The sequence below is a fragment of the Afipia sp. GW822-FHT03D08 genome (assembly GCF_058801645.1).
This window is the reverse complement of record NZ_JBXANK010000001.1, coordinates 1848634-1863287: the sequence shown is the minus strand read 5'-3', so window position 1 is coordinate 1863287 and position 14654 is coordinate 1848634. Positions and strand designations below refer to the sequence as shown.

General features: G+C 59.1%; 15 protein-coding genes. 11 read left to right on the top strand and 4 right to left on the bottom strand.

The genetic code is table 11. The annotated features are described in order from the left end of the window. Positions 1-70 precede the first annotated feature (70 nt). The 3 genes from AC1RM7_RS09210 (at position 71) to AC1RM7_RS09200 (ending at position 3772) form a co-directional block, all read left to right on the top strand. Complete coding sequence (locus AC1RM7_RS09210) at positions 71-982, top strand: LysR family transcriptional regulator (protein ID WP_024921959.1); 912 nt, start codon at positions 71-73, stop codon at positions 980-982. 151 nt (positions 983-1133) lie between these two features. Next, a complete protein-coding gene (locus AC1RM7_RS09205) occupies positions 1134-1589 on the top strand; it encodes a (2Fe-2S)-binding protein (RefSeq protein ID WP_034459211.1) in 456 nt (151 codons plus the stop codon). A gap of 11 nt (positions 1590-1600) precedes the next feature. Beyond that, entirely contained in the window at positions 1601-3772 is a 2172-nt protein-coding gene (locus tag AC1RM7_RS09200; RefSeq protein WP_024921960.1) for a xanthine dehydrogenase family protein molybdopterin-binding subunit, read from the top strand. A 125-nt stretch (positions 3773-3897) separates the two neighbouring features. On the opposite strand, the gene AC1RM7_RS09195 is transcribed toward AC1RM7_RS09200, so the two are convergent. Next, positions 3898-4185, bottom strand: a complete 288-nt coding sequence (locus tag AC1RM7_RS09195) for a winged helix-turn-helix transcriptional regulator (protein ID WP_160166485.1) — start codon at positions 4183-4185, stop codon at positions 3898-3900. 265 nt (positions 4186-4450) lie between these two features. On the opposite strand from AC1RM7_RS09195, the gene AC1RM7_RS09190 reads away from it, so the two are divergent. The 7 genes from AC1RM7_RS09190 (at position 4451) to AC1RM7_RS09160 (ending at position 10482) form a co-directional block, all read left to right on the top strand. Then, entirely contained in the window at positions 4451-5353 is a 903-nt protein-coding gene (locus AC1RM7_RS09190; RefSeq protein ID WP_024921962.1) for a ketopantoate reductase family protein, read from the top strand. 127 nt (positions 5354-5480) lie between these two features. Continuing rightward, the gene (locus AC1RM7_RS09185) at positions 5481-6383 is read left to right on the top strand and encodes an NAD(P)-dependent oxidoreductase (protein WP_024921963.1); all 903 of its coding nucleotides are present in this window, start codon (positions 5481-5483) and stop codon (positions 6381-6383) included. Between the two features lie 66 nt (positions 6384-6449). After that, entirely contained in the window at positions 6450-7283 is an 834-nt protein-coding gene (locus AC1RM7_RS09180; RefSeq protein WP_024921964.1) for a beta-keto acid cleavage family enzyme, read from the top strand. Positions 7284-7466: 183 nt separating this feature from the next. Continuing rightward, a complete protein-coding gene (locus AC1RM7_RS09175; RefSeq protein ID WP_006021845.1) occupies positions 7467-7976 on the top strand; it encodes a VOC family protein in 510 nt (169 codons plus the stop codon). 85 nt (positions 7977-8061) lie between these two features. Continuing rightward, complete coding sequence (locus tag AC1RM7_RS09170; RefSeq protein ID WP_425991637.1) at positions 8062-9219, top strand: acyl-CoA dehydrogenase family protein; 1158 nt, start codon at positions 8062-8064, stop codon at positions 9217-9219. A gap of 9 nt (positions 9220-9228) precedes the next feature. Then, the gene (locus tag AC1RM7_RS09165) at positions 9229-9765 is read left to right on the top strand and encodes a flavin reductase family protein (protein ID WP_006021843.1); all 537 of its coding nucleotides are present in this window, start codon (positions 9229-9231) and stop codon (positions 9763-9765) included. 15 nt (positions 9766-9780) lie between these two features. Next, complete coding sequence (locus AC1RM7_RS09160; protein WP_006021842.1) at positions 9781-10482, top strand: TetR/AcrR family transcriptional regulator; 702 nt, start codon at positions 9781-9783, stop codon at positions 10480-10482. Here AC1RM7_RS09160 and AC1RM7_RS09155 read toward each other — a convergent pair. Genes AC1RM7_RS09155 through AC1RM7_RS09145 form a run of 3 tightly spaced genes read right to left on the bottom strand, consistent with a single transcriptional unit; the run spans position 10450 to position 13463 of the window. After that, complete coding sequence (locus tag AC1RM7_RS09155; protein ID WP_024921968.1) at positions 10450-11439, bottom strand: Gfo/Idh/MocA family protein; 990 nt, start codon at positions 11437-11439, stop codon at positions 10450-10452. The genes AC1RM7_RS09160 and AC1RM7_RS09155 overlap by 33 nt on opposite strands. Positions 11440-11459: 20 nt before the next feature. After that, positions 11460-12335, bottom strand: a complete 876-nt coding sequence (locus AC1RM7_RS09150; RefSeq protein ID WP_024921969.1) for a polysaccharide deacetylase family protein — start codon at positions 12333-12335, stop codon at positions 11460-11462. Between the two features lie 21 nt (positions 12336-12356). Further along, positions 12357-13463, bottom strand: coding sequence for an LLM class flavin-dependent oxidoreductase (locus AC1RM7_RS09145; protein WP_024921970.1), 1107 nt, complete (start codon positions 13461-13463; stop codon positions 12357-12359). Positions 13464-13564: 101 nt separating this feature from the next. Between AC1RM7_RS09145 and AC1RM7_RS09140 the strand changes: the two genes are divergently transcribed. After that, positions 13565-14524 (top strand): LysR family transcriptional regulator, encoded by a 960-nt coding sequence (locus AC1RM7_RS09140; RefSeq protein WP_024921971.1) that lies wholly within the window; start codon positions 13565-13567, stop codon positions 14522-14524. Positions 14525-14654: the final 130 nt, after the last annotated feature.

Below are 14654 nucleotides of genomic sequence, written 5' to 3'. Positions count from 1 at the left end.
TGGCATCTCTGTCTATGATCTGATGACAATCTTCAAGGTCATCGAATGCCGTTCTCCGGGGATCAATCACATGGACAAGCTGGCCAGCCTTCGGGCGTTCGTCAAAGTGGTCGAACTCGGCAGCTTCTCCGAGGCGGGGCGACACCTGCGGCTATCGCGCTCGGCGATCAGCAAATACGTCAGCGAACTGGAGCAAAGCCTCGGCGTTCAATTGCTCAACCGGACAACGCGTCACGCGAGTCCCAACGAAAACGGTCAGATGTATTTCGAACGCGCACTAAGCATCCTCGCGGACATCGATGCCGCGGATCAGGCGGTTGCGCATCTGCAATCCACGCCGCGAGGACTTCTTCGCGTCAATGCGCCGATGTCGTTCGGGACGTTGCAGCTTGGCCCTGCGATCGCCGACTTCATGGAGGCGAATCCCGAACTTCAAATTCATCTGGTTCTGAGCGATGAACAGGTCGATCCGGTGCAGGGCGGGTTCGATGTCACGCTTCGCATCGCTGATCTGGAATCCTCAAGTCTCATCGCGCGCAAGATTGTCCCGATCGAGCGCGTCATCTGTGCGTCGCCATCCTATCTCGATCGCCACGGCATTCCCACTCATCCAAACGCGTTACGCAATCATGCAGCGCTCACCTATGGCTTCTTGCTCACCGGAAATCAGTGGAAACTCACAGGCAGGGACGGCGATTACTGGATCCAGCCGTCATGGCTGTTATGCGCCAACAATGCCGAAGTCCTGTGTGACGCGGCTGTGAAGGGACGGGGCGTAGCGCTTCTGCCCACATTCATTGCAGGCGCTGCATTGCGTGCGGGCAAGTTGCGGACCGTCCTCGACGATTACAAAGCTCCGCCGTTGACACTCTACGCAATTTACCCGCCGACGCGGCATCTGGCTGTGAAGGTCCGTCTGTTCATCGATTTTCTTGTTGCACGGTTCAGTGCCGGTCCGGAAGGAAAGCTCAACACGGTGTGAGCGGAAATTCCTTTGACTGCCGGCAGAACGGCGTCGTTGACCTGTGTCGAGCAAGCGGCAATTATTCACCTGTCCACGGGACTACGACCTGTTGTTACGCACCGGCCAGTGATGACCGGCAAGTGCGATCACGTCAGAGGGGAGAGCGCAAATGGCCTTCACCATCAATGTTAATGGGACAGCACATAACGTCGACGTCGATGGCGATACACCGCTGCTGTGGGTGTTGCGCGACGTTCTGGGTATGACGGGTACGAAGTTCGGCTGCGGTATGGCGCTGTGCGGCGCCTGCACGGTCCATGTCGACGGAGTTGCAACGCGCTCCTGCATTACCGATATCGAAAGCCTTGGCACATCGAAGGTCACGACGATCGAGGCGATCGGCGCGACGCCTGCCGGCGCCAAGATCCAGAAAGCCTGGCTCGATCATGAAGTGCCTCAATGCGGCTATTGCCAGTCGGGACAGATCATGTCGGCATCCGCGTTGCTGGCCGACAAGCCGCAACCGACCGATACGGATATCGACGATGCGATGAGCGGCAATATCTGTCGTTGCGGCACCTATGTCCGCATCCGCGAAGCCATCAAACTCGCAGCGCGAACATAGGGGAGGCTGACATGAATCTCGATCATATCGCGTCTTCCATCCCCGATGCGACTTTGTCGCGACGCAGCTTCCTCGCGACCACCGCCGCCGCTGGCGCTTTCATGTTGAGCCTCAGCCTGCCTCTTGGGCAAAGCGAAGCAGCTTCGCCAGAGGGCTTCGCGCCGAACGCCTTTATTCGTATCGGAAGCGACGGTCAGGTTGTTCTCACCATGCCTTATGTCGAGATGGGACAAGGCACCTATACCTCGATTCCAATGCTGATCGCGGAAGAACTGGACGTGAGCTTGAAGCAGGTGCGTCTGGAGCATGCACCGCCAAACGAAAAGATTTATGCCAACCCGTTACTCGGCGTGCAGGCGACCGGCAATTCCAACGCGATGCGCGGCGCATGGAAGCCGATGCGCGAGGCCGGTGCGACCGCGCGATCCATGCTGGTCGCGGCTGCAGCCAAACGCTGGGCGGTCGATCCGGAATCTTGCCGCACGCAGGATGGCGAGGTGGTGCACCCGCAGACGAACCGGCGTCTGACTTATGGAGAGCTTGCCGCGGAGGCTGCGAAACTTCCTGTGCCGAAGGCCGTCGCGCTGAAGCCGGCGGCGGATTTCAAGCTGATCGGGACACCAGCCAAGCGGCTCGATGGACCGGGAAAAGTCAACGGGACTGCGGTCTACGGCATCGATGTTCGTCCGCCCGGCCTGAAAGTCGCGACGCTTGTACAATCGCCTGTCTTCGGCGGACGCGTGAAGAGCGTGGATGACGCGGAAGCCAAGGCGGTCAAGGGCGTGCGCCAGATTGTCCGGCTCGACGACGCCGTTGCGGTGGTTGCGGACCATATGGGCGCGGCAAAGAAAGGGCTGGCTGCGCTCAAGATCGAATGGGACGATGGCCCCAATGCCGGACTCGCCACGGCGGACATCGCCCGCGAACTCGAGCAGGCGACGCTCCGTTCAGGACCTGTCGCGCAAAATCTCGGCGACGCCGATAAGGCGATGGCAGGTGCCGCGACCAAGGTGGAAGCTATCTATCAAGTGCCATTCCTGGCGCACGCCACGATGGAGCCGATGAACTGCACGGTGCATCTGCGCAAGGACGAGTGCGAAATCTGGATCGGCAACCAGGCAATTGCCCGCGTTCAGGCGATGGCGGCGAAGGCGGCGGGCCTACCCGCGGAAAAGGTCATCGTGCACAATCATCTCATCGGCGGTGGTTTCGGCCGGCGGCTGGAGGCCGATGGTGCGGTTCGCGCGGTCGAAATCGCCAAACATGTGGACGGTCCTGTGAAGGTCGTATGGACCCGCGAGGAGGATATCCAGCACGCGATGTATCGGCCCTACTGGTTCGATCGCATTTCGGCCGGGCTGGACGACAAGGGCATGCCGGTCGCCTGGAAGAATCGTTTTGCAGGCTCTTCCGTGATCGCGCGGTGGCTGCCGCCGGCTTTCAAGGATGGACTCGATCCCGATACGACGGAAGGCGCGATCGATCTGGTCTACAACTTGCCGAATTTCCACGTGGAATATGTACGCGTGGAGCCGCCGGGCATCCCGACAGCGTTCTGGCGCAGTGTGGGTCCTTCCCACAACGTCTTTGTGACCGAAAGTTTCATCGACGAACTGGCGGCGGCAGCCAAACGGGATGCAGTTGCCTACAGGAGAGCGCTGCTAGACAAGTCACCTCGCGCCAAGGCGGTCCTCGATCTCGCCGCCGAGAAAGCCGGCTGGGGACAAGCGTTGCCAAAGGGAAGCGGCCGCGGCATCTCCCTGCAATTCTCGTTCGGCAGCTACATGGCGCACGTGGCCGAAGTCGAGGTGTCGAAAGACGGCGCCGTTCGGGTCCGCCGGGTCATCTGTGCGGTCGACTGCGGCACGGTGGTGAATCCCAATACGGTCCAGGCGCAGATCCAGAGCGGGATCGTCTTCGGTACGACAGCGGCGCTCTACGGCGAGATCACGCTGAAAAACGGCCGTGTCGAGCAGGGCAACTTCGATACCTACCAGATACTGCGCATCAATGAGGCACCGGCTATCGAAGTTCACGTCGTTAAAAGCACGGAGCCGCCGGGCGGCATGGGCGAGACCGGAACATCGGCGATCGTTCCCGCTATCGCCAATGCGATCTTTGCGGCAACCGGCAAGCGCCTGCGCAAGATGCCCATTGATACCAGCGTGCTGAAATCGGCGTGAACGGTTGGATTTTGCGCCGCTGAAGGCGGCGATAAGTTGAGGAGGCAGAAGCCGGGCCGGCGTCCGTCTTCTGCTATTTTGTGCTCTTTCCCGACCGGCGCGGTGGTGGGAGAGTGATGACGGTCTCAACGGAGCGCCAACGGTCCGGAGCCGTTGCCGATCCACCGGTCACTCCATTCAGTTAGCGCGGTGAACGACAAGCCAAGCGATTGGCCCATGTCGGTGAGCGGATACTCGACCCGCGCGCGTTGCCCGTCGTCGCGATACTCTCTCCGCTCCATGACGCCGGCTTCTACAAGCCGGGCGAGGCGGCTGCCGAGTGCGGGCAAATTCCCGAAGATTCCAAGAAGCGCGCAAACTGCATCGTGATCGTCGAGGAAGTACCTGCCGGAAACTGGACTTTCGGCGGACACGATTTGTCGCGCATGCTGGTGTCGTTTGTCGCCACGGTGCTTTCTCCGAAGCTCTCGGAGAACGCTTCGTTGCTCGCCTGCTTCCCGACAGCGCCGCCGCCACTGAGTTGCCGCCGTTCTTTGCAACCCCCCACAGCGCCGCTCATCTCACCGACGAGGCTGGGCAGCCGACCAATGCCGCGCACGATGAGATAATCTCGTTCTTTGCCCGCCGGCTCAAATCGTGACTAAATGCGAGCGGTCTTAACTGGTTCGAGGCAAGGCAATGCAAATTGCGGTTATGGGCGCCGGAGCCGTCGGTTGCTATTTCGGCGCGATGCTTGCGAGGGCCGGGCATAGGGTGACCCTGATAGGGCGGTCCCAGCATGTGGAGGCGATCAGGCAGCACGGTCTCCTCCTTGAGCACCGCGATTTCAAGGATCACGTGCGGGTAGCCGCTACGACTGACGCCATCGGTGTTGTGGAGGCGGATGTCGTTCTGTTTTGTGTAAAATCGGCTGATACAGAGGCCGCTGGACGTCTGATCGCACCTCACCTGAAGCAAGGTGCTGTGGTTCTGTGTTTGCAGAACGGTGTTGACAACGCAGAGCGCTTGCAAGCCACGATCGATCAGATTGCTGTTCCAGCGATCGTCTACGTCGCGGCCGAAATGGCTGGCCCCGGTCACGTCAAGCATCATGGCAGGGGCGAACTGATCATCGGCGCCTCGCCTTCTAGTGCGAGTGTCGCTGCAACCTTTACACAGGCTGGCGTACCTACCGCAGTCTCCGACAAGGTCGCCAATGAGTTGTGGCTCAAGCTCATCACGAACTGTGCCTACAACGCGTTGTCGGCGGTCGCACAACTGCCCTATAGGCGGCTTTTCGAGGTCGACGGCGTCACGGAGGTGGTCAGGACCGTTGTACGCGAATGCACGGAAGTGGCATCGGCGCTGGACATTGCCGTACCGGAGAACATCGACGAAACTGTGCTGGCCTTGGCGGGATCGATGCCAAATCAGTATTCTTCCACTGCGCAGGATCTGGCGCGCGGCAAGAAAACCGAAATAGACTACCTGAACGGCTATGTCGTCCGGAAGGGTGAGGAGCTCTCCATTCCGACGCCGGTGAACCGGGCGCTCCTTGTCATGGTCAAGTTGCTTGAAGAAAAGACGCAGCAAGCGATCTGACGAACTGCGCGGCGGCGGCATCCTGAGTGATTTGATGATTCAGCGACGACAGTTTGCTGTTGTCAGGCCAAGACACTTGCTGATATTGCGCGCCTCACAACCATCGTGTTGACGAGAGGCGCGCGGGATGAATCGGAACGTTGGTATTGTTGGCGTCGGAATTATGGGCACCGCAATGGCGCGAAATCTGCGCGAAGCGGGCTTTAGCATCGTTGGTTACGATCCCGTGCCGTCGGCGGCTGAGCGTCTCAATTCGCTGGGCGGGCAGGCGCTGATGTCTCCCCGCGCCGTTGCCGAAGCGGCGCCGATTATCATCATGTCTTTACCGAAGGCCGAGGCGTTGACCGCGGTGATTAACGGCGTCGACGGTATCGCTCAGGCCGCAGGGACCGGACAGATCGTTATCGAATGCTCCACATTGCCTCTCGACATCAAGCAGGCCGCGCATGATGTCATGCAGAATAACGGCAAGGTTCTCCTCGATTGTCCGATCAGCGGAACGGGTGCGCAGGCGGTTGCCAAGGATCTCGTGATCCTGGGCAGCGGTGACCAGGCGGCCTTCGAGCGCTGCGCTCCGGTTTTCGCCGGCATGTCCCGTGTGCAGCATTACCTTGGACCATTCGGACGCGGCAGTATCATGAAGTACATCGCCAATCATCTCGTGACGATCCATAACGTTGCTGCAGCGGAAGCCATGGTTCTGGGCATTAAGGCAGGCATAGATCCCGCCGTCGTCTATGACACGCTTGCTGACAGCGCGGGCACTTCGCGGATGTTTCAGATGCGTGGTCCTTTGATGCGCGACGAGCGTTATGACGAGCCGACGGCGACAATCCGCATGCAGCTCAAGGATATTTCGATCATTAATGCCTTCGCGGCCGATCTCGACTGCGCGCTGCCGGTCTATGCGGCGGCATCGCAAGTCTACCACGCGGGGGCGGCACTCGGACGCCGGGAACAGGACACCGCAGCGGTCTGTGCCGTGCTTGAGACAATGCATGGAATTGACCGGACGAAACTCAAGTCGTAGAGCAATCGGCGCATTTTGCTTCTCGTTCGCTCGGTTTGAGCACCGTCATTGAAGGGTAGGGCTGGCATGGCCGATCTGACTATTATGGTCGCGCCGAATGGCGCGCGCAAAGGCCATGCAGAGCATCCAAATCTGCCGCTGACAACTGAGGCAATCGCAGCGGATGCGCTTGCATGCAAGAGTGCGGGCGCGCAAGCCATTCATATGCACGTTCGCGATGCGGACGGTCGTCATACGCTTGATGCGGCGCGCTATCTGGCCGCGACCGAAGCGGTGCGGCAGCTCACTGGTCCGGAGTTCGTCGTTCAGATTACAACCGAAGCGGTCGGCATCTTCAGCCCCGACGAGCAGATCGCCGTGGTACGAGCCGTTCGCCCCGAGGCAGTCAGCATCGCGACCAAGGAGTTGATCCCGGACGCGAGCGCGGAAAGTGCTGCTGCGGACCTGTATCGATGGGCCCACGAGCAGCGCATTGCCGTTCAGCACATCGTCTATGCTGCAAATGAATTCGACCATCTGCTCGATCTCGTGAAGCGTGGGGTCATCCCCGGTCATCGGCATTCCGTCATTTTCCCGCTTGGCCGATATGCCGTGGCTCAGGAAAGCGATCCCGCTGAACTCGCGCCATTCGTTGCGAAGGTTCGGGACAACGGCGGCGCGGAACGCTTCGATTGGTGGATTTGCGCTTTTGGCGCATCCGAGACGGCGTCGCTGGTCGCCGCAGCCGCGATGGGCGGCCATTGCAGGATCGGATTCGAGAACAGTTTCATCAATGCGGATGGAAGCCGGGCCGGCAGCAATGCTGAGCGTGTTCGGGATTTGCAGGCTGCATTGTGCGGAATTCATCGTCCGCGCTCGTTGCGAGCGCAGATTTTGAGGGCGCTGGGCCGGCCAGACTAGGCTACCGCGAAGGGTCTAAAGGCCAGCTTCGCATCGGGAATTTCGAGATTTGGCAGGGATAGATCAGTACGCCGCGCGCTTTGTGCGGCGCACTGGGCTGCGCCATGCTTGCAATTCCAGTTCTGTTGCGTTATTTATCGGGTGATAAAATAAAAAGCTCAACAAGCTCGCGGGAGTGAAGACATGAAAGTCCTTGGTTTCAACCACCTTTCCATTGGCGCGAAGAACCTCGAAGAGTCCGCCCGTTTCTATCAGACCGTGCTGGGCATGGAGCTGATCCCGACCTACAATTTCGGTTTCAAGACCAAGTATCTGCGCTGCGGAGATCTTCAACTTCATCTGTTCGAACTCGAAGATAGTGTTCCGGTCTATCAGCACTTCGCGCTCGACGTTGACGATTTTCATGCAGCTTATGAGAAGGCTAAAGCGATCGGAGCGCTCGATTTCTCGGCGTTCCGCAATGCAGTCAACGAACTGCCGGACGGCTGCGTCCAGATGTATCTGCGGGACCCCGCCGGCAATCTGGTTGAGATTGACTGGCCGGATGTGAATACGCTGGATCGTTCGCGTATTCCGGAGATGAAATTGCTGTCCGAGTTTGCGACTCAGGACGACGAAGGACTGCGAGCATCGCTCTATCTCGATCGTCCGCATATCAAGCCAAATGCTCCGAGAAAAGCTGCGGCGCGATAGTTTCAGGGAGGCGAGCATGTCAGGGACTGTCCATAAGCTTGATCTGGATCGGCGTTCGAACGGTCAGGACGGCGCATACTCAGAGATGCTGGAGCGGGCACGCGCGCTTGTTCCAATGTTGCGTGAACGCGCTGCCAAGACCGAAGAGATGCGGCGCCTTCCGCCTGAAACTGAGAAGGAGCTTCACGAAGCCGGTTTGTTCCGAATTCTCCAGCCCAAGCGGGTCGGCGGCTCCGAGCTTGATTATGTCGCGTTGGTCGATTTCGCTGATGTTGTCGCGCTTGCCGATGCGTCGGTCGCATGGAATCTCGCGAACCTGGCCAGCCATCACTGGATGCTCGGCATGTTCGATGCGCGCGCGCAGGACCTGATCTGGAACGAAAATGTCGATGCCCTCATTGCATCGTCGTTTGTGTTTCCAGCCGGCCGCGCTACGAAAGTCGCCGGTGGATATACCCTGTCGGGCCGTTGGCCGTTCTCGTCGGGTGTGGATTCAAGCACGTGGAACATGCTTGCGGGCATCGTGTCGTCCGAGGACGATGCGGATGGCGTGGAATACCGGATATTTCTGTTGAAGCAGTCCGACTACAAGATTCTCGACACATGGAGTTCGACCGGCCTGAAGGGGACCGGATCGAACGACGTCGAAGCTAAGGATGTGTTCGTTCCGGATTACATGACGCTTGCGGTCAAGGACGTTGCCGGTGGCGCGACACCTGGAAGCGCGGTGAATCCCGGGGCGCTCTACGCCTTGCCGGTATTCTCCCTGTTTCCGTTTGTCCTGTCAGGCGCGGGCCTGGGCAATGCGCAGGCGTGCCTTGATGACTATGTCGGGATCGCCAAGCATCGCGCTTCGACCTACAACCGCGCAAAACTTGGCGACCTGCAGACGACGCAAATCAAGATCGCTGAAGCCTCCGCAAAAATCGATGCGGCACGTCTCATCATGCGCCGGACGTGCATTGAAGCCATGTCTGATGCCCGCCATGGTACTGTCCCCGATCTCTCGGAAAAAACCAAATACCGGCGCGATGGGGCATATGCGGTCAATCTGTGCACCGAAGCGGTCTCGACGCTGTTTTCGGCGAGCGGCGCGCGGGGCCTTTACACGACCGGCGCATTGCAACGGCAGTTCCGCGATGCTCACGCGATCAACGCTCATATCGCGTTCAGCTTCGATGCTGCCGGAACCAACTATGGTCGCGTTGCGCTGGACTTGCCGTCCGAAAACCTGACCCTCTGAGGCTCGGTGATGGTTGCATCGCAGAACCCGACGGATTTCAGGAACGAATTGTCGAGCGACAGTTCGCCGATCGATCCGCGAGATTTCCGGAACGCGCTGGGGTCCTATGCGACCGGCGTGACGGTGATTACGGCGGCAACGCCGGATGGCCGGCAGGCCGGCCTGACCTGCAATTCGTTTGCGTCGGTTTCGCTGAATCCGCCGCTCGTCTTGTGGAGCCTGGTATCTTACTCTCCAAGCATGAATATCTTTCAGAACGCGAGCCATTTTGCGGTCAACGTGCTCGGAGCATCCCAGCAGGGCTTGGCAAAGCAGTTTGCCACGCGGGCCGAGGACAAGTTCGCTGGGGTGTCCTGGAAACCCGGTCTTGGCGATGCGCCGGTTCTTGCGGATGCGGTCGCCACATTCCAGTGCCGCAGCGCGGACCGCTATTACGGGGGCGACCACGTTATTTTCCTTGGTGCCGTAGAGGCTTATGATTACAACCGTGCGGAGCCGCTGCTGTTTGCACGCGGAAGTTTTGGTCACTTTGTTCCTGGGGCATAACCCCAGCAGGTCTTTATGAAAAAGAAACCGTCACCATCGGTTGCGCGGGTCAAGCAGAAGCGCCTGTCTCCCGAGGACCGGCGTCAGGAATTCGTTCGCAAGGCGACAGAGTTCTTTTCCGAAGAGGGATTTAACGGTGGCACGCGCGAACTCGCGCGCCGGCTGGGTGTGACCCAGCCGCTGCTGTATCGCTACTTCCCGAGCAAGGAAGAACTGATCAAGGAAGTCTACCGCAAGGTCTATCTCGAGCCGCTCGACACCGGCTGGGAGAAGCTTCTCACCAACCGTTCGCGGCCCATCCGCGAGCGCCTTGTGCAGTTCTACGAAGCTTATACCAACGTGATCTTCACGCGGAAATGGCTTCGAATTTATCTGTTCTCCGGCCTGAAGGGCCTGGACATCAACCGCTGGTATGTCGGCGTTGTGCGGGACAAGATCCTGACGCGCATCATCAAGGAAGTCAGGTTCGAAGCTGGTCTGCCGACGCAGGCCAAGCCGACGGCATCCGAGATCGAAATGGCGTGGGTCTTCCACGGCGGCATTTTCTATTACGGCGTTCGCAGGTACATCTACGAGATGGAGCCGCTTCAGGAAAAGGAAGAAATGATCGCGAATGCGATCGACGGCTATCTTGCGGGATTTGCACGCGTGTCCAACAATGTTGCCAAGCGGCCGGCGGTGAAATCAAACCGGCTCAATGCCGCCGCTGGCAGCTGATCGCTGAATGGCTTCGAACGTGCGAACGTTCATCAGCATTTCCTCATGGGTTACGGGATACAGGCTTCCGCCGAGCGCCGCCCTTCCGAAAGCTTCCAGATTATCCCTCACCGCAGGGTGGGGCTGATAGTAAGCGGTTTCCGGTGGCCGATCGCGCTGAACGCGTGTGACGTCCCAGCCGGTCGGGCTCTCCGGATGGGTCCGGTCGCGGATTTCCATCCAGCCCTTTGATCCCAGCAGCGCGAGCCGACCCATAAATGGCGTTGCGAGCACCGCGTTCAGAGTAGCCGTCGTTCGGTTCTCGAAACCGATGGTGATCGAGAGCGTATCCCCGTTTGCAAAATGGCTCCCGAGCGTGGCCAGTCGCGCCCAGACGTGAGTGGGCTTTCCGAGAATCGCGATCGAAAGATCGACCAGATGAATACCGGTTGCCGAGAGGGGGCCGACGGGATTGTCCGTATTCGACAGGCGCCAGTTATCCGGCGGCAGATTGAGGAACTTGTCCTGGCTGAAGTTGCCCTCCAGCACGAGCGCATTGCCGAACTCGCCATCTGCGAACCGCTTGCGCAGTTCGATCACGGCGGGCTCGAAGCGTCGCTCATGTCCGATGCCGAGTTGCACGTTTGCCTTTCTGACAGCGGCAATGGCTCGCTCTGCATCGGCTCCGGTCGTGCAAAGTGGCTTCTCGCAAAACACATGACGGCCGGATTTGGCGGCGGCTTCGATCTGCGCCGCATGGCGATCTTGGGGCGTGCAGAGGATAACGGCGTCGATGTCGGAGCGCGCCAGAGCATCCTCGAAGCGGCCGGAAGTTTCAAGCCCCAGCGCGGCACCTTTCGCGCGCATGGGCTCCAGGGGATCGATGCCTAGCACCGGCCTGATGACCTCGCTGGCCGCAAGATTGCTGGCGATGGTCTGTCCCCACCATCCCAGTCCGACAATGGCGGCTCGGATCATGTTTGAACTCCAATCGGATTTTAAGCCTTGGCCATCTGGTCGCGATACCAGTCGCCTATTTCGCTCGCAGTCATCAAGGCAACGCCGTCATGGCCGATCACATAGTCGAGCAACTGCTCAAGATACTTGATCCGGTGCGGAACGCCCGTGATGTAAGGATGAATTGAGATCGCCATGACACGAGCGTTTTCTTCGCCTTCAAGATACAGCCGGTCGAACTGGTCGATGCATCGGCGCATGAACTGATCCGACGCCATGTGTTGTAGCGCGTGAACGACGATGTCGTTGGTCTCGACAGTGTAAGGAATCGTCGTGATTGTGCCGTGCGGGGTATCGATGTCCTGAGGAAGATCGTCGATCACCCAATCCGCGACGTACTCGATCCCGTTCAGTCGGAGAAGATCGAGCGTATCGTTGGTTTCCGTCAATCCGGGACTTTCCCACGAACGCGGGGCCTTGCCGGCGAACTTCGCAATGGTGTCGACAGCGCGCTTGATGGCGTCGCCTTGGTTGTCGAGTTTGTGCATTGGTCCCTGAAGGAAGCCGTGCCCCATGAACTCGAATCCGGCATCGCGCGCCGCTGCCGCGACGCGCGGATACGATGTGCAGACATTGCCGTTGATGGCCAGCGTGGTCGGAATGTTCCGGTCGGTCAGCGCTTTCAATTGGCGCCAGAAGCCCGCGCGCATTCCGTATTCGTGCCACGCCCAGTTTGGCACGTCAGGCAGCAGCGGTTGCCCCATCGGTGGGCTGAGAACCGTGCGCGGCATCGCATTTTCGATCCGCCATTCTTCGACATTCAGGATGATCCAGACCGCCAGCTTCTTGCCGCCGGGAAGGACCAGCTTGGGGCGATCGATGAGGGCTTGGTAGGGGACGCGATCGGTGAGGGCCAATGGAGATTCCTGCTCTAGCAACTACTCTGCGGCTCTGGCCTGTCTGGGCGAACCTGCGTTCACCAGCGGCAAGACTTTTTCCGCCGTCAGGATCATGGATCTTCGCCCGAGTTCGCGGTCTTTCCAATCCTTGCCGGCATAGAGCAGCGTCCCGAATGTGCCGACATCGTTCTGAAAAGCAAGAAGCTGATCGGCAACGCTGTCCGGCGTGCCATAGATGATCAGCTTGTCGCAGATCATCTCCAGCGTCACCTCGTCATCCGGCTGATCGCGGCGCGTCTTGAACAGTTCGATCCGTCCATTCTTCTTCAGCTTTGTGAACAATGAGCGGTAATAGTTCACATATGGACCGTTGGGATCGGTGGCATAGGCTTTGGCAGTCGCGGCATCGTCAGCCACGAAAACGCTCTTGGCGACACGCCAGTTTGCGGGATCTGCGGGGCGACCGCCGCGCTCGCAGCCTTCAACGTATTTCGGCCAGTGGCTTTTGACCCATGCGGGCATCAGGAAGTTTGCAGAAATCGGGTCCCATCCCCGAACGGCCGCTTCGGTAACGCCCTTTGAAAAGGGCGCGACCGCTGTCACGACGATTGGCGGATGCGGTCGTTGCAGCGGGCGAGGGATGTAGCCCTGGCCGATTTCCTTGATCTGCGTTCGCTGCGTGGACACCGTCCAGTACTTGCCTTGCAGATTGTACGGCGGCTCTCCCGACCAGATGCCAAGCACCTGATTGATCGCCTCGAGGAACATCTCGTTGCGGTTGAAATCGAGATTACCGAACAGTTCCGCATCGGAAAGAAGACCGCCGGGGCTGATGCCGAAAATAAAACGGCCATCGAGCATATGGTCCAGCATCGCGATGGTTGCTGCGACCGTTGCAGGATGCGTGTTGGGCATATTCACGGTGCCGGTGCCCAATTTGATCTGCTTCGTCGCGGCAGCGATCCAAGCCAGAAATGTCACGCAGGACGTGATGTTCTCGGCCTTGTCGGTAACATGCTCTCCGACATAGGCCTCGGTAAATCCGAGTTCGTCGGCGAGCAGGAAGGCCTCGCGATCCTCGGCCAGCGACTGCCGCCAGTCCTTATCCAGCGGATGGATCGGCATGGTGAAAAAGCCCAGCTTCATTGTGCGTTTCCCGAGACGTTTGTTTCTGGACGCAAGAGTAACGATTGTGGGCTATTAGAAAAATGATTATTCCTACTCAATTGCATTAAGAAAGTTGATGGATGATTTCGCTTCGCCAGATCAGGTCTTTTGTCGCGGTCTATGAAGAGGGCTCATTCACATCGGCTGCCAAACGGGAGGGCGCGACCCAGTCCGGGATTTCTCAGCATCTCAAGCAGCTTGAGTTCGAACTCGGGGCAGCGTTGCTCGAGCGTAATGGCCGTGACATCGAGCCGACACTCGCCGGGAAACTCTATTATCGCGAGTGCGTGGACGTTCTGAAAAAGCTGGAGGCGGCGCAGCAAAGTGTCGCGGTCAATCATGTCCGCGGAGCGATCCGCGTCGGTCTGATGCCAACGTTCACCAGATCGCTGCTCGCTCCGGCGCTCGACAGGTTTCTGACCTCCGCCCCGGGCTCCGAGATCAGCGTCACTGAAGCCTATTCGGGCGTTCTGACCGACATGATCCTGAAAGGCGAACTGGATTTCGCCATTGTGCCGGCGTTTGAGGGGGTAACCGGGATATCGCATCGCCTTCTTGCGCGCGATCGGGAGATGCTTGTCAGCGCGAAGCGGACCAAAAGCAATCTGAAGCCGGTCAGGCTTTCGGACCTTGATCCGCTCAAAGTGGTGTTGCCCGGTCCTCAGAACACCCGCCGCCGCAACATCGAAACGTACTTCACCGCCAATGGCGTTACCGTCGCGCAGCGCCTCGAACTCGACGCGATGATGGGCACGCTGCAATTTGTCGCAGCGAGCGACTGGGTCGCCATTCTGCCCTTTGTGATGATGGTTTCGGACCTGGATGAGGATCGCTTCGATGTCAGGCCGCTCGATGAGCCGCCGTTTTATTCCGAGTTCGTTTTGATCGAGCCGGCGCGAAAGGTGATGTCCCCGGCGGCGGCTTTATTCGCTGAAATTCTCAAGATGGAAGCCGAAGGGGCGCTTCTTATTTTTCAAAAACGCACTGGTGCGCAGCGAATATCTCAACGGCGCGCGAGGCGACCAGCGGTTCGGCGCTAGGAAATTGTGCAACGCGAAAGCCTTCGTTTCCCGGATCTTCCAATTGTGAATTCCGTAACCCTGTCTTTGATTTGTCGTATCTCGCTTATCCATAAGGAGCGGGTGAATGGCCTTGATGTCCGGCCGTCCA